The 20,282-nt window shown below is 39.7% G+C and carries 14 protein-coding genes and 6 tRNA genes; 13 read left to right on the forward strand and 7 right to left on the reverse strand.

Annotation, left to right across the window (positions count from 1 at the left end):
* The first annotated feature begins 42 nt into the window (after nt 1–42).
* The 9 genes from SAR02S_RS02650 (at nt 43) to SAR02S_RS02690 (ending at nt 11,430) form a co-directional block, all read left to right on the forward strand.
* Entirely contained in the window at nt 43–1,425 is a 1,383-nt protein-coding gene (locus tag SAR02S_RS02650) for an OprD family outer membrane porin (protein WP_041956634.1), read from the forward strand.
* Between the two features lie 172 nt (nt 1,426–1,597).
* Nucleotides 1,598–2,878 carry an OprD family outer membrane porin gene (locus SAR02S_RS02655; RefSeq protein ID WP_041956636.1) on the forward strand — a complete coding sequence of 427 codons (1,281 nt, stop codon included), beginning with the start codon at nt 1,598–1,600 and terminating at the stop codon, nt 2,876–2,878.
* Between the two features lie 153 nt (nt 2,879–3,031).
* Complete coding sequence (locus SAR02S_RS02660; protein ID WP_041956638.1) at nt 3,032–4,150, forward strand: ABC transporter substrate-binding protein; 1,119 nt, start codon at nt 3,032–3,034, stop codon at nt 4,148–4,150.
* 96 nt (nt 4,151–4,246) lie between these two features.
* On the forward strand, nt 4,247–5,143 hold the full coding sequence (locus SAR02S_RS02665) for a branched-chain amino acid ABC transporter permease (RefSeq protein WP_198133062.1): 897 nt from the start codon (nt 4,247–4,249) through the stop codon (nt 5,141–5,143).
* Between the two features lie 13 nt (nt 5,144–5,156).
* Nucleotides 5,157–6,185, forward strand: coding sequence for a branched-chain amino acid ABC transporter permease (locus SAR02S_RS02670; RefSeq protein ID WP_198133063.1), 1,029 nt, complete (start codon nt 5,157–5,159; stop codon nt 6,183–6,185).
* Nucleotides 6,182–6,949 (forward strand): ABC transporter ATP-binding protein, encoded by a 768-nt coding sequence (locus tag SAR02S_RS02675; RefSeq protein ID WP_041956642.1) that lies wholly within the window; start codon nt 6,182–6,184, stop codon nt 6,947–6,949. The genes SAR02S_RS02670 and SAR02S_RS02675 overlap by 4 nt, the downstream gene beginning before the upstream one ends.
* Nucleotides 6,942–7,637, forward strand: a complete 696-nt coding sequence (locus tag SAR02S_RS02680; protein WP_041956644.1) for an ABC transporter ATP-binding protein — start codon at nt 6,942–6,944, stop codon at nt 7,635–7,637. Before SAR02S_RS02675 ends, SAR02S_RS02680 begins: the two co-directional genes overlap by 8 nt.
* 119 nt (nt 7,638–7,756) lie before the next feature.
* On the forward strand, nt 7,757–10,912 hold the full coding sequence (locus tag SAR02S_RS02685) for a cytochrome c biogenesis protein CcsA (protein ID WP_041956646.1): 3,156 nt from the start codon (nt 7,757–7,759) through the stop codon (nt 10,910–10,912).
* 74 nt (nt 10,913–10,986) lie between these two features.
* Nucleotides 10,987–11,430, forward strand: a complete 444-nt coding sequence (locus tag SAR02S_RS02690) for a hypothetical protein (protein WP_041956649.1) — start codon at nt 10,987–10,989, stop codon at nt 11,428–11,430.
* Nucleotides 11,431–11,448: 18 nt separating this feature from the next.
* Here SAR02S_RS02690 and SAR02S_RS02695 read toward each other — a convergent pair.
* The 7 genes from SAR02S_RS02695 to SAR02S_RS02725 form a co-directional block, all read right to left on the reverse strand.
* A tRNA-Glu gene (locus tag SAR02S_RS02695) sits at nt 11,449–11,523 on the reverse strand.
* Nucleotides 11,524–11,548: 25 nt separating this feature from the next.
* A tRNA-Lys gene (locus tag SAR02S_RS02700) sits at nt 11,549–11,624 on the reverse strand.
* Between the two features lie 53 nt (nt 11,625–11,677).
* Nucleotides 11,678–11,754, reverse strand: a tRNA-Asp gene (locus SAR02S_RS02705).
* A gap of 5 nt (nt 11,755–11,759) precedes the next feature.
* Nucleotides 11,760–11,835, reverse strand: a tRNA-Val gene (locus SAR02S_RS02710).
* Between the two features lie 27 nt (nt 11,836–11,862).
* Nucleotides 11,863–11,938: transfer RNA gene (locus SAR02S_RS02715), tRNA-Glu, on the reverse strand.
* Between the two features lie 14 nt (nt 11,939–11,952).
* Nucleotides 11,953–12,028, reverse strand: a tRNA-Lys gene (locus tag SAR02S_RS02720).
* A gap of 55 nt (nt 12,029–12,083) precedes the next feature.
* Entirely contained in the window at nt 12,084–13,193 is a 1,110-nt protein-coding gene (locus SAR02S_RS02725; RefSeq protein ID WP_041956651.1) for a CinA family protein, read from the reverse strand.
* 237 nt (nt 13,194–13,430) lie between these two features.
* Between SAR02S_RS02725 and ileS the strand changes: the two genes are divergently transcribed.
* The 4 genes from ileS to metX all read left to right on the forward strand — a co-directional run bounded on the left by ileS (nt 13,431) and on the right by metX (nt 20,281).
* Nucleotides 13,431–16,193, forward strand: a complete 2,763-nt coding sequence (gene ileS, locus SAR02S_RS02730; protein ID WP_041956653.1) for an isoleucine--tRNA ligase — start codon at nt 13,431–13,433, stop codon at nt 16,191–16,193.
* Between the two features lie 117 nt (nt 16,194–16,310).
* A complete protein-coding gene (gene gatA, locus SAR02S_RS02735) occupies nt 16,311–17,669 on the forward strand; it encodes an Asp-tRNA(Asn)/Glu-tRNA(Gln) amidotransferase subunit GatA (RefSeq protein ID WP_041956655.1) in 1,359 nt (452 codons plus the stop codon).
* Between the two features lie 9 nt (nt 17,670–17,678).
* On the forward strand, nt 17,679–19,127 hold the full coding sequence (guaB, locus tag SAR02S_RS02740; RefSeq protein WP_041956656.1) for an IMP dehydrogenase: 1,449 nt from the start codon (nt 17,679–17,681) through the stop codon (nt 19,125–19,127).
* 41 nt (nt 19,128–19,168) lie between these two features.
* Complete coding sequence (gene metX / locus SAR02S_RS02745) at nt 19,169–20,281, forward strand: homoserine O-acetyltransferase MetX (protein ID WP_041956657.1); 1,113 nt, start codon at nt 19,169–19,171, stop codon at nt 20,279–20,281.
* The last annotated feature ends 1 nt before the right edge of the window (nt 20,282 follow it).

Consider the following 20,282-nt stretch of genomic DNA (forward strand, 5'->3'; position numbering starts at 1 on the left):
TGATAGACTTATCTCGCCTTCAAAAAAATTCAAGGAGACAATATGAAATTAGCTAAACTTAGCTTGGCGGCTATGGTAGTTGCAGGTCTTGCATCTAGCTCTTTTGCGGCATCAGATACACTTGCTGACGCATTTAAAAATGGTAAAGTAAAAGGTGAGTTAAAAGCTTGGTATTTTGATAAAGATACCAATGAAGCTCAAGGAACAACAAAAACAATTGATGGTAAAACATTTGCTTACGATGGTAAAGAAGACATTGCTGATTTCGCTATTGAATTAGGATATGTTACTGATTCTCTTAATGGTTTTAGATTGGGTGCAACATTCCAAGGTGCTGCAACTCCATTTGCAAGTGATGAAGCAAAAATTCTTTATAATGATAGCCAATATGCCCCAGGTGCTGTTCTTTCAGAAGCATACTTAGGTTATGCAATTGGTAAAACTGACGTTAAGGTTGGTCGCCAATACATCGCTACTCCACTTGTTAATGGTTCAGGTTCACGTATTTATAAAGAGGCATTTGAAGGTGCTGTTCTTGTAAATACTGATATACCTCAAACAACAGTTGCGGCTGGTTATGTTGGTAAATTCCAAGGTAGAACAGGTACTATTTCTAATTTTGGAACACAAGATGATGGTGCTCCAACATTTAAAAAAGCTGCTGTCTTCACTGGCGCAGGTTCAACTGCTCTTGCATTTGATGGTGCATATACTGGCTTAGTTATCAATAAATCAATTACAAACTTGGCATTAACTGGTCAATATGCAGTTGTTAATGACGTAGTTTCAGGAACATCAATAGCGAATGTTAGTGTATATTATGCAGAAGCTAACTATGTACTTCCAGTAGCAGGTTTCAAACTTGGTTTTGATGTAAATGCGAGAGGTTCTAGAACAGGTGCTCAGTTGGATGTTGCTCAATTAGAAGGTGATTACTATGCTGGTCGTATTTCTATCTCTGAACTTGCTGGTTTTGGCGCATCATTTGCAGCCGGTATAACATCAGATGATCAAGGAGTTATTGCTGGTATGGGTAATGGACCAACAAGTTACACATCTACTATGATTCGTGGTACATCAAAAGTTATGACTGCTGATACAGATTCATACCTTTTTGCAGCAACCTATGATTTCGGTAAAATTGGTGTAACTGGTCTTTCAGCTATTGCACAATACGGTTGGACAGAGCAAGGTCAATATAAATCAAAAAGTACAGCTCTTCCAGTTACTTCAACTGTTGATAATACAAACATAGCTGTTGGGTTAGCATATGATGTTCAAGCAGCTGCGCTTAAAGGTTTATCTGTTGGCTTACAATATGAGACTCAAACAGCAGATACAAAAACATATACTGGTACTAATGTTACAAGAACTACTAGTAGAGATACAGACGAATTGTGGTTTAAAGCGGGTTACAAATTCTAATTTGTTCCTTTTAAAGCTACAAAGCAGTGGCAACTTTGCCACTGCTTTAAAAAATCTTCTTAATTCTTCTAAAAGCTTATTTTTTCATCACACATTTTATTTTACTTTAGTGTTTTTTTTTGTATACTTCAACTTGTAATCAATTGGTAATAAACATTTTCAAGGAGAAAATATGAAATTAGCTAAACTTAGCTTGGCGGCTATCGTTGTTGCTGGACTTGCATCTAGCTCATTTGCAGCAGATACACTTGCTGATGCATTTAAGAATGGTAAAGTAACAGGTGAATTAAAAGCGTATTACTTTAATAGAGACAATGGTCAAAATGGTACAGCTGCAAGAGATGAGTCAATCTTTACATCTGGTATTATGTTAAACTATAAAACTGACACACTTGCTGGTTTTGGTGCAAACTTTACATTCCAAGGAAATGCTGCTCCTTTTGCAGATGGTGCGATAGATGTTAATGGTGCTAAAGATGTATTTAGTGGCGATATGTATGGTACTGGTGCAGTTCTTTCTGAAGCATATCTTTCATACACTCTTGGTAAAACTACAGCAATGGTTGGTCGTATGTTCTTAGATACTCCACTTGTAAGTGGTAGTGGTTCAAGAATTACAAAAGAGGCATTTGAAGGTGCTGCTGTTATCAATACTGATCTTCCAAACACAACATTGATCGCTGGTTATGTTCAAAAATTCCAATCTAGAACCAATGGTTCAGGTGATGTTGGTAAATTTACCAAAACATTTGCAACAGGTTCTTCTGCAAGCGTAGATCTTGACAAAGGCGCATATACTTTTGCAGCAATCAATAAATCTATCACTGGTTTAACATTAACAGGTGCTTATGCTTATGCTGATTCATATTTAAAAGATGGCAGTACTGTGTTAATTGATGGAGCAATTAACATTGGTTATATTGAAGCACTTTATGAAGGCACAATTGGTTCTCTAGGCTATGTACTCGGTATCCAAGACTACTACAATAAATTCAGCAATCCAAAAAATAATGCAGATGACTCCATCAATGTTTATGCTGTAAAAGCTGGCTTAAGCTTTAAAGGTATTAACGGTACTATCGCATACTCACAAACAAGTAACGACAAAGTGGCCGGTGAAGCAGTTGTTTCTGGTTTAGGTAATGGTGCGGATCTTCTATACACAGATGCTGTCATTAGCTCACCAGGTTATAACTTTGACTCTCAAGCATATATGGCTGATTTAAATTATGACATTACGGCAGCTGCAAATGTTGGTACACGTTACGTTTATGTCGATAAAGATACAAATGCAAACAGAGCGACAGCTACTAAAGAAGGCTATACTGCATTGTATGGTTCATACAAATTTGATGGCGTTCTTAAAGGTTTAAAAGTATCTGCTGAATATGAAGATAAAAGTGAAGACGTAAAAGGTGAAGACCTTTGGTTGAAAGCTAACTACAAATTCTAATTTCTACACTTCATAACACACCGTCTCATAACGAGATGGTGTGTCACTTTTTTTCTTAATCTGTATATTTTTTATACAACCCCTTCAAAATTTTACATTCATTCTTGAGTAACTTTTTTGTACTATATTTTATATATTACACAAGGAGTCTACGTGAGAAAACTAGCTGTACTTGCTACATCTGTTGCGCTTTTGGCATCCTCTTCTTTTGCCAAAGAGATTAGTGTTGGTGTTACAATGTCTATGAGTGGGCCGCTTGCGGCATATGGACAAACTGCGTATGAAGGTATTGAGTTTGCAAACTCTTTGCAGCCAAAACTTAAAAATGGAGATACTGTTAAATTGGTACTCATTGATACCAAAGGTGACAAAGTTGAATCAGCTAATGCAACCACGCGATTGATTAGTTCTGATAAAGTTGTAGGAATTATTGGTGAGCTAACCAGTACCAATACAGCACAAGTTATGGCAATTGCAGAAAAAAAACAGATTCCTGTTATCTCTCCTGTTGCAACCAATGACAAACTTACAGAGCAAAAAGAGTTTGCAAACCGTGTTTGTTTCACTGACTCTTTCCAAGGAGCGGTTGTTGCAAATTATGCTGCAAAAGATCTTAAGCTCAAAACGGCAGTTGTTGTTGTCGATCAAGCACAAGTTTATTCTCTTGGCCTTGCAAAAGCATTTACTGATGCATTTACAAAAGCAGGCGGTAAAATTGTTAAAGAGATTAAAGTAAGCTCAGGTGATAAAGACTTTAAAGCGGTTGTCTCTCAAATCAAAGCGGCAAATCCTGATTTTATGTTCCTTCCAATGTACCATCCAGAAGTATCTATGATCGCTCGCCAAGCGAAACAAATCGGTTTAACGAAGCCAATGTTCTCAGGTGATGGCGTTGCTAACCAAACCTTTATTGACTTAGGTGGCGAAGCAGTTGAAGGTTATATGTTTACAGACTTCTTTGATTATAGTGCTCCTCCAACACAGCGTTCAAAAGATTTTATTGCAGCGTATGCGAAAAAAACTGGCAAGCAAGAGATGAATTCATTTGTTGCTCTTGGTGCAGATTCGTACAATGTTATGGTTGATGCAATGAATCGTTGTGCCAATCCTGAAGACAGTATTTGTATTAACAAAGAGATCAAATCTACAACAAACTTTGAAGGCGTGTCAGGTGTTCTTACACTTGATAAAACAGGTAACTCAACACGTTCAGCTGTTATCAAAGTCGTTCAAAATGGTAAAGCTGTTTATAAAGCAACGGTAAACCCATAATGCTTCATCTCTGCCTTTACATGTAAAGGCAGAGATTTTAGAGCAATCTCCATTTTTGAAGTGGTGATTGCTCTAAAATATTTTAGGAGAATCTATTTGGATTTAACAATGTTTATGCAACAAATGGTCAATGGCTTTAGCCTTGGCAGTATGTATGCGCTCATTGCCATTGGTTATACAATGGTGTATGGAGTATTAAGACTCATCAATTTTGCGCATGGCGATATTATGATGGTGGGTGGATTTTTAGGTTATTTTGGTATTGTTGTTTTAGATCTTCCTTTTGGTGCAGCAGTACTTCTAGCTATTGTTGGTTCAGCCCTTTTAGGTATGGCGAGTGATCGTATCGCGTATCGACCATTACGAAGTGCCCCTAAAATATCACTTTTAATTACCGCTATTGGTGTAAGCTTTTTTCTCGAAAATGCTTTCAATGTCTTTTTTGGGGGTGTTCCAAAAGCTTTCCCTGTTCCTGCTTACTTAGAAAATGTTGTTGATATTGTGGGGTTAACGATGCCAGTTTCGGCCATTATCGTCCCAATCATTACGGCATTTTTATTGGCTATTATTTTATGGGTACTTTACAAAACAAAATATGGAATGGCTATTCGTGCCCTTGCGTTTGATGTTGGAACCGTTAACCTTATGGGTATTGATGCAAACCGCATTATTACACTGGTCTTTGGTATGGGTTCAGCCCTTGCCGCGGTTGGTGGTATCTTTTGGGCAGTGAACTATCCTTCTGTTGAGCCAATGATGGGTGTCCTTGTGGGACTCAAAGCTTTTGCTGCTGCCGTTGTGGGTGGTATTGGAAGTGTTGGTGGAGCCGTTCTTGGAGGATTAATTATCGGTTTTACCGAAGTCGTTGTCATTGCTTTTTTCCCAGAACTTGGTGGCTATAAAGATGCGTTTGCATTTATCTTTTTGATTCTAATCCTTCTTTTTAAACCCACAGGTATTTTGGGTATTGATTTTGAAAAAAGTAGGTTTTAAGATGAAAAGTCTCATGATAAAAAAAGAACAATGGATGAAAATTTCATTTGTTGTTATCACACTATGGTTTATTTGGTTTGCCAACACACATTTTGATGAATACACGGTAAGAATTTTAAATAATATTGCCATTTTCGTCATTTTAGCAGTCAGTTACAATCTTATCAATGGTGTTACAGGTCAGTTTTCACTTGAGCCTAATGGATTTGTGGCAATTGGTGCGTATGTCGCGGCACTTTTACTGGTAAGCCCTGAAGCTAAACAGTATCAATATGCCATCGTCGATCCATATCCTTTTGTTTTAACGCTTCATGCCAATTTCGTAGTAGCACTTCTTTTGGGTGGCGCATTTGCAGCAACGCTTGCAGCATGTCTCTCTTTCCCTGTTTTTAGAGTGCGTGGCGATTACCTGGCCATTGTAACATTGGGATTTGGATTTATTATTAAAATTTTAGCGATCAATACGCCTGAAGTAACGAATGGTTCTTTAGGGCTCAATGATATCCCTGAATTTTCCAATCTTTATTGGACAGGTGGCATTGCGATGATTGCTGTTATTGTGGTGCTTAATATTATCAACTCAAAATATGGTCGTGCAATGAAAGCGGTTCGTGATGATGAAGATGCTGCTATTGCAATGGGTGTGAATACCTTTAAAGCTAAAACGTTAGCCTTTTGTACCAGTGCCTTTTTTGAAGGTGTGGGTGGTGGACTTTTAGCAGCACTTCTTACCAGTATTTCTCCCGATCTTTTCGACTTTTTCTTCACGTTTCAGCTTCTTATTATCATCGTACTGGGTGGTCTTGGTAGCACAACAGGTGCGATTATTGGAACTGTTTTGGTCATGGGTGGTAGTGAATGGATGCGCTTCTTGGATGAGCCTATGCATCTTTTTGGATACACAACAACAGCGATGCCAGGTATGCGTATGGTAGTTTTCTCATTGGGTCTTATCTTCATTATGCTTTTTGCACGTGAAGGTGTTATGGGCAAAAGAGAGTTAACGGACCTATTGAAATGGCGAAAGAAAGGTGACAAATGATCTTAAAAATTGATAATGTCACTAAAAATTTTGGTGGTGTTACTGCCATCAAAGAGACCAGTTTTAGCGTTGCTCCTAAAGAAATTTTTGGACTTATTGGCCCTAATGGTGCTGGGAAAACCACGATGTTTAACATCATCACGGGTAATTATGTTCCAACATCTGGGGAAGTCATTTTTAAAAACGAAGCTATTGGTGGGTTAAAACCTCACCATATTGTACGCAAAGGCATTGCTCGAACATTCCAAAATATTAGACTCTTTTCGAGCATGAGTGTTTTGGATAATATTTTGATCGGTTTTGATTTCCAAGCGCGTTATGGATTTTTTGAGTCTATTTTACGTTTCCCTCGTTTTATTGGCGAAGAGAGACGTATAAAAGCTCGCTCAATGGAGATACTAGACTATTTTGGTATGAGTTCATTTGCACATGAAAAAGCGGTTGATCTAAGTTATGGGCAACAACGCAAAGTGGAGATTGCAAGAGCATTGGCTACCAATCCTGCGCTTTTACTTTTGGATGAACCCGCTGCTGGTATGAATCCATCAGAGACGGAAGAGCTTGGAGAGATCATTAAAAAAGCACGTGGTGATTTTGACTTGACAGTTCTTTTAATTGAACATGATATGAAATTTGTCAATCAATTGTGTGATAAAGTTTTAGTATTGGATTATGGTAAGACAATTTTTGAGGGTAAACCAAGCGACGCCATTCAAGACCCTGAAGTTATAGCAGCGTATTTAGGAGATTTTCATAATGATTAGTGTTAAAAATTTACATGTCTATTATGGACTCATTGAAGCTGTTAAAGGGATTGATTTTGAAGTTAAAGAGGGAGAAATCATCTCTTTAATCGGTTCTAATGGTGCGGGTAAAAGCTCAACTTTGAAAGCGTTATTGAACAGTGTTAAAAAAACAGGTGATATCAATTTTTTAGGATACGATACCCGTAACCATAAAACCCACACGCTTGTGCAACACGGACTCTCTTTGGTACCAGAGGGAAGGAAGATTTTTATCAACCTTACGGTAGAAGAGAACCTTCGCATGGGTGCTTTTAATAACGACGAAAATTATGAGCATCTCAAAGATACAATGTATGAACTTTTCCCTCGTATCAAAGATAAACGCCATCAGCTTGCAGGAACGATGAGTGGTGGTGAGCAGCAGATGTTAGCCATTTCACGTGCCCTTATGGGTGAGCCTAAACTGTTGATGCTTGATGAGCCTAGTCTTGGACTAGCACCAAAGATCGTTGGTGAAGTTTTTGAGATCATCATGCGTTTACGTAGTGAGGGCATTACGATTCTTTTAGTCGAACAAAATGCCTTTGCCGCACTGAAAATATCTGATAAAGCGTATGTTTTAGAAAATGGCAAAATTGTTATGAGTGGTGTCGCGTCTGAAATGATTGGCGATGATACCATCCGCAAAAAATACCTCGGCGGATAAGCCAAAACCTCTTTACATGTAAACCTCCTCACGTCGGAGGTTTCCTCTTCTTTAATGATTTATAAATTATTTACTCTAAAAAGGTAACATAACTCAATTTTTCCAGACAAGGGAGTTTTATGGATTTTGTATTGAAGCAGGTTTTTTCGATGAAGTCAGCAATCATCCTTTTAGTGTTTTTTGGACTTTTTAGTGGGGTAGCAACTTTTATTGAAAATGATTTTGGTGTCGAAACAAGTTGGGCACTGATTTATACCTCTTGGTGGTTTGAGTTACTTCAAGTGGCATTAGGGCTCATTTTAATTAACAATATCATCCGATATAAACTTTATACTCTTGATAAATTACCTTCATTTATTTTTCACCTTAGTTTTATTTTTATTCTTATTGGTTCTGGCATGACGCGTTATTTTGGCTTTGAGGGAACTTTACATGTAAGAAATGGAATGGAAGAAAACAGAGTGTTGTCGAGTGATGCTTTTATCCAAGTGAGTGCTCTTAAAGAGGGTAAGCCTTATAGTTACAGTCATCCTCAGCTTATTTCTCAAGTAGGTGGCAATAGATTCTCTTTCAATTTTGATGTAGCTGGCGATAAAGCAGTTGTAAAATTCAAAGAGTACCTACCTAATGCTACTGCAAAAGTTGTTGATGATCCACAAGGTATTCCGATGATTTCAATGATGCTCAGCGGGTACGGTGAAAGCCTCAATGTTGTTTTAAAAGAGGGCGAAACATACGAATCAAGTGAGTATGTCTTTAGTTTTAATGGTAAGCCAACACAACATTCAAAAGAAGAAATACGTTTTACGCTTGAAGATGGCAAATTTTATTTCACTTCAAAAACGAAAATTGCTTGGTTTAAAATGGCAGAAAATAAACGTGGCGAATATGATGCAGATAAAAAAGAAGATTTTATTACAGGTCAGCTTTATACGATTGGCAATGTTAATTTTGCACCACGTTATATTGGTTTAAAAGGTAAAGAGAAAGTGGTTGCAGATAAAACTCCAATGGCTAAAGGCAATGCTATTTCCGCTCTTCTTGTCGATGTTACCTTCAAAGGCGAGACCAAAGAGGTTGCCATGTTTGGACAAGGTAAAGGAAGCGAAGGTAAACAAACCAAAGAGACAATAGCTGGTATCCCTTTTATCTTTGAGTGGGGTTCTCAAACGTTTACACTTCCTTTCGCAATTAAACTCAATGAATTCCAGCTCGATCGTTATGCTGGATCAATGTCTCCAATGTCGTATGCAAGTGAAGTAGAAGTTATGGACGTTGAAAAAGGGGTTCATATGCCATTTCGTATCTATATGAATCATGTTCTTGATTATCGAGGATTCCGTTTCTTCCAAAGCTCATACGATAAAGATGAAAAAGGAACAATCTTGTCTGTAAATAATGACCCTGGAAAACTTCCGACCTATTTTGGATACCTTCTTTTATCAATAGGACTCTTTTTCAATTTACTCAATCCAAAAAGCCGTTTTCGCAAACTCGCAGGGATGGTACAAAAAGATATGGCTAAGATAAAATCAATTCTTTTAGCGCTCTTTATAGGGCTTGCAGTGATGCAAGGAAGCAATTTACATGCTGCTGCCACTACCCCGACGTACACTACAGAAGATTATGTCTCTTTTTTGAAGCAGTATGATGTAAAGCATGCCGATAAATTTGGAAGTTTACTTGTGCAAAGTGTGGATGGAAGAATTAAGCCTATCGATACTGTCTCTACAGAGCTTCTCAATAAAATCTATGGTAGCTCAACGTATGAGGGAATGAGTGCAAATCAAGTTGCCCTTAGTATGATGAGTTCTCCTACTGAATGGCAAGGATTACCTATTATCAAAGTATTTCATCCTGAGCTTAAAAAGATTATAGGTATTCCTGAAAATCAAAAATATGCCTCTTTTAATGACTTTTTTGAAAAAGAGGGCGATCATGGTTTTAAGTTAACGAAGTATTCGGAAGAAGCTAATCGTAAAAAACCAGCTCTTCGTAACCAGTTTGATAAAGATATTCTCAAAGTCGATGAGCGTGTCAATATTTGTTACATGGTTTACACGGGTGAAGTCTTTAAAATGATTCCAAAGCAAAATGACATTAGCAAACGATGGTATGCTCCGCAAGAAGCAGTGATGAACTTCTCTAAACAAGAGGGCGATGAAGTAAGAGCTCTTTTAGGTGGATATTTTGAATCTATTGGTGAAGGCTTAGAAAAAGGAAGTTGGGAGAATGCAAATAAAGCTCTGGATAAACTACAGTCGTACCAAGAGCAGTATGGTTCTGACATTATTCCAAGTAGCAGTCGTATTAAAGCAGAGACATTCTTTAACCACGCAAAGATTTTTGATCGTCTCACACCCGTTTATCTTCTCAGCGGTTTAGTCTTACTCTGTTTCATCTTTGCTAAAATGGTGAAATCATCTTTAAATATTCGCTATATCACCAAAGTTGTTTTAGCGATCAATTTTGTAGCTTTTTTAGTCCATACAGCAGGTCTTGGGCTAAGATGGTATATCTCAACACATGCACCATGGAGTGATGGTTACGAGTCCATGATTTACATTGCATGGGCGATAGCGCTTGCAGGTATCTTTTTCTCACGCCAGTCCGTTGTATCGCTTGCATTGACCTCTATTTTAGCGGGTGTTACGCTTTTTGTAGCACACCTTAGTTGGATGGATCCACAAATCACGAACTTGGTCCCTGTTTTAAAATCTTATTGGCTTAATATTCACGTTTCGGTGATTACAGCAAGCTATGGCTTTTTAGGTCTTTGTTCCCTTTTGGGCTTTTTTACGCTGATCCTTTTTATCTTGCGCAACAAAAAGCAAACTAAACGCAATCAAGAAATTGATCGTAATATTATTGAAGCAACTCGCATTAATGAAATGGCGATGATTTTAGGACTTAGTCTTTTAACCATCGGTAACTTTTTAGGAGGCGTTTGGGCTAACGAGTCATGGGGCAGATATTGGGGCTGGGATCCTAAAGAGACATGGGCATTAGTTTCGATTCTGTTTTATGCCGCTGTTGTACATTTTAGGTTTATTCCAAAACTTAATACGCCATTTGTCTTTGCTGTTGCCTCAACCGTTGTCTTTTCTTCAATCATTATGACTTATTTTGGGGTTAACTTTTACCTCTCTGGCATGCACTCGTACGCCGCAGGTGATCCAATTCCCGTACCTACCTTTGTCTACTATACGGTTGCGATTGTTGCACTTGTCATAGCTTTTGCTTATCCTAAACGCGAGATGACAAAAACGTTATAGAGTAAAAGAGGGATTGTTTGCCCCTCTTTTAAGTTGTGCTATAATAGGCAAAAACTTAAGAGGGGTTTTCCTTAATGCAAGAAAATTATCTCATTATTACGATTGTTGCGGTTATTGCCATTGTTTTAATCTCACTTTTTATTGTTGTCGCCAATCTGCAAAAAACCGTTGTTGTCGAAGTCGCTCATACGCATGCACAAGAAGAAAAAGCACGTAAAATCGCTATTGAGGCTTTAATTGATATCGTGGCGCAACGTACTTCTTCACGCAATGATCTTACCAATGCTATCTTAAAAGCTGCTCAAGAGTGCCCTTTCCCTGTGAAAGAGAAGGGGGTTGCTCCAAAGATATCCAAGGTTTATCTTAATTTTGTTTTATTGGTTGCAAGTCATCGTAATGCGGATGCTAAACTCATTGCATTTATGGATGAAGAGCTTAAAAAAGCGAACCCAGAGTATAAGCGTGAAATTGATATGTATGAAAATGAAGGAATGAATCAACGAGGAAATAGAGTTTAAAAAACTGGGAAGAAGAAATGGCGACCCCAGGGGGACTTGAACCCCCGTTCCCGCCTTGAGAGGGCGGTGTCCTAACCACTAGACGATGGGGTCGCACAAGTGTGTTTGTTTAGGACAATGGTGACCCGTGATGGATTCGAACCATCGACCACCTCCTTAAAAGGGAGATGCTCTACCGACTGAGCTAACGAGTCATGCTCAGACAGTTTCATAACAAATAAGAAAATGCTGAGGGAAAACAAAATCGTGGCGCGGCGGACGGGGCTCGAACCCGCGACCCCCGGCGTGACAGGCCGATATTCTAACCAACTGAACTACCGCCGCGCATATGGTGGTCGTTAGAGGACTCGAACCTCTGACATCCACCTTGTAAGGGTGGCGCTCTACCAACTGAGCTAAACGACCATTAGGGACACTAAAGAAGAATTTGTTTGGCGACCCCAAGGGGATTTGAACCCCTGTAACCGCCGTGAAAGGGCGGGATCCTGGACCACTAGACGATGGGGTCGCACAAAAAATGAATGGTGACCCGTGATGGATTCGAACCATCGACCACCTCCTTAAAAGGGAGATGCTCTACCGACTGAGCTAACGAGTCATTCACCGTTCTTCTCGTAATGAGGCTGAAATTATAGAGAAAAAAAAGTCATTTGTCAAGACATTTTTTCACTTTTTATAAAAATACTTTCGCCTACATGTAAAAGTAACTTTAAGGCATGGTATGCACTTTGGGTTTGGATGTATTCTCGATCGCCCTCTAAAAGAAGTCTCTCAATCATAATATCACCCTCTTTATTGCGTGCTCCAACATACACTGTGCCAACTGGTTTTTCAAGAGTGCCACCTGTTGGCCCTGCTACACCACTGGTTGCAATGGCATAATCAGAGAGGCTGGCATTAAGAACACCTTCTAGCATTTCGCGTACACAGAGCTCACTGACGGCACCAAAACGCTCAATCGTATCAGGGTTAACGCCCAGCCATGATTCTTTAATGTCGTTAGAGTAAGAGACAATGCCACCTTTGAAGACAGCAGAGACACCTGAGCGTTTAGTCAGCATGGACGCGATTAGTCCTCCTGTACAACTCTCAGCAATACTCAGTGTTTTTTCTTCTCGTTGTAAACATTGGGAAATATGCTCAATAACATCTGGATGGTTGATAACTTTTGTCGGAAGGAGTGATTTGATAGCTTTAAAGAAACTCTCTAGGTTGCCATATTTATTGGAGATAGCTTCAACCATAATCCAACCGTCCACAATAGTCGTTGGCGTAATACGAATTTCATAGTTTTGCGCAAGCGGCTCAACGAGGATTTTTAAAGAGTCTTCATCAATGTTTATAATAGAAAAAAGTGCCGAGCTATTGCTGTTTTCGATCAAAACAGGTGGAAGTTTTTTATTTTCACATGCTTTAATGACATTGATGTGTTTCCCCTCTCGCTCTAAAAGATAACTATTGTCTTCAAAGCGTACTGTTTTGGAAGGAATGAGCATGCCCGCTTTGAGTTCCAGCGATTCTTCTCCCAGCGTTGCAATGACTTTGTTGACCAGATTGAAGCTGTCGTTGGAAGTGACAATGACAATTTCATCGGCATGTGCAATAGACTCTTCGAGAACAAAAAAGAGGTCTTTATCGTTTTTATCGATATAAACAGTCTGATCGGGAAGGTCAAGATGTTTCGTAATGGTGGCATGGATATAGTTCAAAAATGGCAGATTGTATCGTAGTGCTTTACCGACTACGATCAAAGAGCTTTTCATAGGAATACCTTTTTAATTTTGATGACGTCAAAAAAGTAAAACTGTTTTGACTACGTTAGCCACTAGGGCACTAAAGCTTGCCAACAGCGTTGGCAGACTAAAACTTTGAATCATAACGTATCTCGCATTATACCGTAAGTGCTTCTTAAATCGTTTTTAGATAAACTTGCCTCATTTTAAGAGACGCTTACATGTAAAGAGTTTTCCAACTCCGTAGCTTCTAAGGAGAGATTATTAATGGACTATAAAGAGACCTTGCTTCTTCCACAGACTGATTTTCCAATGCGTGGCAACTTGCCCCAAAACGAACCTGCACGTTATGCAAAGTGGTTTTCCAAAGAGGAGAGCGCTTATGCAAGAATGATTAAAAATAGAGAAAATGCCACTCAAACGTTTATTCTTCACGATGGTCCTCCTTATGCCAATGGGCATATTCACATTGGACATGCGCTCAATAAAGTGCTTAAAGATGTGATTATTAAAACACATTACTTTTTTGGTGAGAAAGTACGTTACGTTCCAGGTTGGGATTGTCATGGACTTCCAATCGAACAACAAGTTGAAAAAAATCTTGGTAAAGAGAAAAAAGACGCACTTGCTAAAAGTAAAATCAGAGAGTTGTGTCGTGAACATGCTCGCAAATTTATTGATATTCAACGCGAAGAGTTTAAATCTTTAGGAGTTATTGCTGATTGGGACAATCCGTATATGACGATGAAATTTAAATTTGAAGCGGATATCTACCGTGCTTTATGCGGTGTCGCAGACAAAGGACTTTTGGTTGAGCGAAGTAAACCTGTTTATTGGTCATGGGCAGCTCGTAGTGCGCTTGCAGAAGCAGAAGTAGAGTATGAAGACAAAGAAGACTACTCAATTTTTGTCGCATTTGCACTGAGCCCTGAAGCAAAAGCGAAACTTGAAATTAGCGGCGATGCTTCAGTGATTATCTGGACAACAACGCCATGGACATTGCCTGCGAACGTGGGTATTTCTTTTAGTCCTGATGAAAACTATGTGCTTACCAGTGACGGTTACATCGTGGCTGAGCCTTTACATGTAAAACTTTTAGAGCAAGGTGTTATTGCCGGTGAGATCGTGAAAACGTTTAAAGCAAGCGTGCTTGAAAACAGTTTTGCACTCAACCCACTCAATGGGCGAAAATCGCAATTAATTCTAGGCGATCACGTTACGATGGATGGCGGTAGTGGCTGTGTTCATACCGCTCCGGGACATGGTGATGATGACTACAAAGTAGGGCTTCGTTATGGTCTTGAAGTCGTAATGCCGGTCGATGAGCGAGGCTGTTACGATGAGACGGTGGTTCGTTTAGGACTCCTTCCAGATGCGCAGAGTTTTGTAGGCGAGCATATTTTTAAATGCAACGAGCGTATCTTGGAGCTTTTGGGAACAAGACTTTTGAAATGTTCAAAGTTTACGCACTCCTATCCATTTTGTTGGAGAACCCATCAGCCTGTCATTTACCGCGCAACCAAACAGTGGTTTGTCGCGATGGATGAAGCGGTTGGCGGACGTGAGAGCCTTCGTAAAATGGCAATGGATGAACTTGGGAAAGTGCGTTTCTATCCAAAATCAGGTATTAACCGTTTAGGCTCGATGATTGAAAATAGACCTGATTGGTGTATTTCTCGTCAACGTGACTGGGGTGTTCCAATCGCATTTTTTAGAGACAAAACTACGGGTAAACCAATTTTTGATGCTAACGTCGTTACGCATATTGCCAACATCTTTGAAGAAAAAGGTGCGGATGCGTGGTGGGATTTAGAGATTAAAGACCTTTTGGTTGCAAACAGTGGCTATAACCCTGAAAACCTTGAAAAAGTCATGGATATTTTGGATGTTTGGTTTGACAGTGGTAGCACATGGAAAGCAGTTCTTGAGTCTCCTGACTATGACGCGGGACATTATCCTGCGACAATGTATCTTGAAGGAAGTGACCAACATCGTGGTTGGTTTCAAAGTTCACTTTTGGTCAGTACTGCAAACAATGGCATCGCTCCATATCAAAAAATCTTAACGCATGGTTTTACAGTGGATGAAAAGGGCGAGAAGATGAGCAAATCTAAGGGCAATGTTGTTGCTCCTACAGATATCGCAAAAAGTCATGGTGTCGAAATTCTTCGCCTTTGGGTAGGAACGAGTGAATACACGACAGACCTTAAAATCAGCGATAATATCTTAAAACAGATCAGCGAGCAGTACCGTAAAATTCGCAATACCTTTCGGTTTTTGTTGGCTAACGTGAATGACCTTGAAACGATTATGCCATTTTCGCAAATGGGCGTTTTGGATCAATGGATCTTAGCACACGCCAAAGCGGTTTTTGATGAAGCAGAAGGGTACTTTAGAGAGTATGAATTCTCCAAAGGGTTTGCACTTCTAAACCACTTTATCGCAGTGGAACTCAGTGGAATTTATCTTGATATCTCTAAAGATAGACTCTACTGTAATGCTAAAAATGACTCACTTCGTCTCTCAGCGCAAAGTGCTATGGCGCTCATTGCTGAGAAATTGATGGTTCTTATGGCTCCAACATTGACCTATACGATCGATGAGATGATGGAGTACGCACCTTCTATTTTGAAACAAAATTGTGAGAGTGTGTTTGATCTTGTGTATCAGCCGTTACCTGCTATCGCGACTTCATTTGATGAAGCCTACATGGTGGAAGCGAGAGAGAAATTCTTTGAAATCGTTGATGCGCTTAAAAAAGAGAAAATTATCAAATCAACCTTAGAATTAGTTCTTCAAACAAGTTCAACCAAAATTACAGCTCTTGAAAAAGTAGATGCGGAAGATTGGTTTACGGTGAGTAAAGTGATTGAGCATGATGAAGCGGGTGAAATGGGTGTGTTTGAAGTAGCAGGAGACTCGTTTAAAATCCTTAAAGCGACGAAATGTAAATGTCCACGTTGTTGGAAATACCGTGCAAAAAGCGAAGAAGAACTTTGCCACAGATGTAATGAGGCATTAAATGGTTGATTTTAGCGCTCCTATTGAGCTTAGTTTTATTTTTGAAACGGTCGGTGCCATTTTTGGTGTTATCGGCATATGTGTCTATTTAGTAAATGTTAAAACGAAGAAATTAAAGGAGAGGCGTTGATAACCTTAAAAGAGGCATTGAAACTTCCCAAAGAAGAAATAGAAGCATTTAGAAGTGATTTAAAGAAAAAAATTGAAGCGACAAAAAGTTTGGGTGCCTATGTTGAACAGCTTACATGTAAACCTTTATGTGAGTATGGCGCAGGTATTCCGATTGCGATTAAAGATAATATTCAAGTAAACGGCTGGGAAGTTACCAGTGGATCAAACATTCTTCAAGGGTATGTTGCACCTTACAATGCTACGGTAATTGATAATATGCTTCGTCATGGACTCTCTCCATTTGGTCGTACCAACATGGATGAATTTGCGATGGGAAGCTCAACCGAATCATCCTTTTATGGTAAAACACTCAACCCACACAATCCAAAATGTGTCCCCGGTGGAAGTAGTGGTGGTAGTGCTGCTGCGGTTGCAGGTGGCATTGCCATAGCAGCCCTTGGTAGTGATACGGGTGGAAGTATTCGCCAGCCAGCCGCCTTTTGCGGATGCGTGGGACTTAAGCCAACCTATGGAAAAGTAAGTCGTTACGGTTTGGGTGCGTATTCAAGTTCACTCGATCAAATTGGACCGATTACCCAAAATGTTGAAGATGCGGCAATTTTATATGACATCATTGCAGGGCATGAGCCAAAAGACTCCACCAGTGCAAACATGGCACACCAAAGTGTAGCAGATAAGCTCAATGCAGATCGTAAGATGACGATTGCCGTTATTGAAAACTATCTAAACGAAGCCAGCCCAGAAGTGCGCGAGCGTATGATGGATGGAATTCGTGCATTGGAAAAAGCGGGGCATAAAATTATTTATCGTAATTTTATCAACTCCAAATATGACATCGCGACTTATTATGTGATTGCCACCGCAGAAGCGAGTGCGAACTTGAGCCGTTATGATGGTGTTCGTTATGGTAATCGTGGAAGCAATGAAAACCTCAAAGAGATGTTTATTCAAAGCCGAAGCCTTGGTTTTGGTGAGGAAGTAAAACGAAGAATTCTTTTGGGGACATTCGTTCTAAGCAGTGGTTATTACGATGCGTATTACATCAAAGCGCAAAAAGCGCGTCATTTTATCAAAGCACAGTATGAAGCAATTTTTAAAGAGGCGGATCTGATCTTTATGCCAGTGACTCCAACGAGTGCGTTTGAGTTTGGTTCAAAAGCAGATCCATTAGAGATGTATTTGAGTGATATTTATACTATTTCACTCAACTTAGCAGGGCTTCCAGGTATCTCCGTTCCTCTTGGTATGGACAGCAAAGGGCTTCCTGTTGGAGGACAACTTATTGGTCAAGCGTATGGTGAGCAAGCACTTTTGGATGGAGCGCTTAGCTTAGAGAGAGAATTAGGGTTATAGGAGAAACACATGAAAATTAGAAAAAGAGCATTGACATTTGAAGATGTACTATTAGTACCAAAATATTCAGAGATTTTACCTAAAGAGGTAGATATCAAAACACAACTTACCAAAAATATTACACTGAATATCCCTTTAGTATCTGCGGCAATGGATACCGTTACAGAGCACCGTGCTGCGATTATGATGGCAAGATTAGGTGGTATTGGTATTATCCATAAAAACATGGACGTTGAATCTCAAGTACGTGAAATTAAACGTGTGAAAAAAAGTGAAAGTGGCATTATCATCGATCCTGTTTCCATTAAAGCAACAGCTACCCTTAAAGAAGCCCTTACTATTATGTCAGAGTACCGCATTTCTGGTGTTCCTGTTATTGATGACAATGACATCTTGATTGGTATTTTAACCAATCGTGACCTTCGTTTTGAAAATGACTATAGCAAAAATGTGGAAGAGTTAATGACCAAAATGCCTTTGATTACCGTCAAAAAAGGAACCACTTTAGATGACGCAGAGGCAATTTTTAGAACCAATAAAGTTGAGAAACTTCCTATTGTAGATGAAAATAATAAACTTGCAGGTCTTATTACGATTAAAGATCTTAAAAAACGCCAAGAGTATCCTCATGCCAATAAAGATGAATTTGGAAGACTTCGCGTTGGTGCTGCCATTGGTGTAGGTCAGCTGGATCGTGCTCGTGCTTTAGAAGAGGCAGGTGTGGATGTATTGGTTCTTGACTCTGCTCATGGACATTCAAAAGGTATTATTGATACGGTTAAACTTATTAAAAAAGAGCTTAAAGTTGACATTATTGCAGGAAATATTGCGACGGCAGAAGCGGCTCTTGCGCTCGTTGAAGCGGGTGTTGATGGCATTAAAGTAGGCATTGGACCAGGAAGTATTTGTACGACTCGTATCGTTTCAGGTGTGGGTGTACCTCAAATGTCAGCCATTGAGGAGTGCTCTGATGTAGGCCGTAAATATGGCGTTCCTGTCATTGCTGATGGCGGTATTAAATACTCTGGCGATTTTGCAAAAGCATTGGCTGCTGGTGCTCAAAGTGTTATGGTAGGAAGCCTTCTTGCAGGAACCGATGAGAGTCCAGGTGAGTTTATTACCTATCAAGGACGTCAATACAAAACGTATCGGGGTATGGGTAGTATTGGTGCGATGACCAAAGGAAGTAGCGATCGTTATTTCCAAGAGGGAACGGCTGCTGACAAACTCGTTCCAGAAGGAATTGAAGGACGTGTGCCACATGCTGGGTCGATCCGCGATGTCATTTTCCAAATGGTTGGAGGCTTGCGATCATCTATGGGATATGTGGGTGCGCGTGATATTATTGATTATCAAGAAAAAGCTGAATTTGTTGAAATTACGAGTGCGGGCCTTAAAGAGAGCCACGTGCATGATGTTATCATCACACACGAAGCACCAAATTATCGCGTTAATTAATGAGTAACGGGGTCATTTGACCCCAATTTTAAATAAGGTCAATTGTGAAAATACAAACCTTTGTAGAACATTTTGACGAACCGCTCTACTTAGAGAGTGGGCGTATCTTAGAAACCTATGATCTCAAATACGAGATGTATGGTGAAATGAACGAGAGCAAAAGCAATGTCATCATTGTGTTTCATGCGCTCACGGGAAGTCATCATGCTGCAGGTCGCTATGAAGGCGAGACAAAGGCTGGTTGGTGGGATCCGCTTATAGGGGACGGCAAAATCGTTGATACGACAAAATATTGTGTCATTTGTGTCAATATTTTGGGAAGCTGTTTTGGATCAACGGGTCCTATGAGCATGAATGCTAAAACCAAAGAGCCACTACGTCTGAAATTCCCCGTTCTTACTATCAGTGATATGGTCAAGGCTCAAATGAATCTTTTTACGCGTCTTGGCATCAAAGAGGCGTATGCGATTCTTGGAGGCTCACTGGGGGGCATGCAAGGGCTTTGTATGTCGATTGAGTACCCAAATTTTGCTAAACGTGTGATACTCCTTGCAACCACGTATGCAACGGGTGCTTGGGCGATTGCGTGGAATAAAATTGCCATGGAGGGCATCGTCAAAGACCCTCGTTTTAAAAATGGTAATTACGAGTTGGAAGATTTTGAAGAAGAGGGACTGCTTAGTTTTGCGATTGGCAGAATGGCGGGACATATCAGCTTTTTAAGCCCGCACTCTATGAATAAAAAATTTGGGCGCAATTATGTTGAGACGGACGGTTTGTACGAACTTTTTGGACGTTTTCAAGTGGAACGTTACATGGAGTATAACGGTTACAGTTTTGCCAAACGTTTTGACCCTTTAAGCTATCTTTACATCATTAAAGCGATGAATATTTTTGATGCAACACGTAATTATGACTCACTCGAAGATTCGCTTAAACATATTAAAGCGAAGTTAACGCTCATCTCTTTTCAAGGTGATTGTCTCTTTATGCACGAAGAGATGGAGTTTATCAAAACGACGATGGAAAATATGGGCAGAGGCGATAAGGTAGACTATGTCTGCATCGACAGTCATTATGGACACGATGCTTTTTTGGTAGAGTACGATAAGTTTGATTTTTACATAAAAAAAGCACTGGAAGCAAAGGTATAAC

Origin of the sequence: Sulfurospirillum arsenophilum NBRC 109478, assembly GCF_000813345.1 — a bacterium.
GTDB classification, from domain to species: domain Bacteria; phylum Campylobacterota; class Campylobacteria; order Campylobacterales; family Sulfurospirillaceae; genus Sulfurospirillum; species Sulfurospirillum arsenophilum.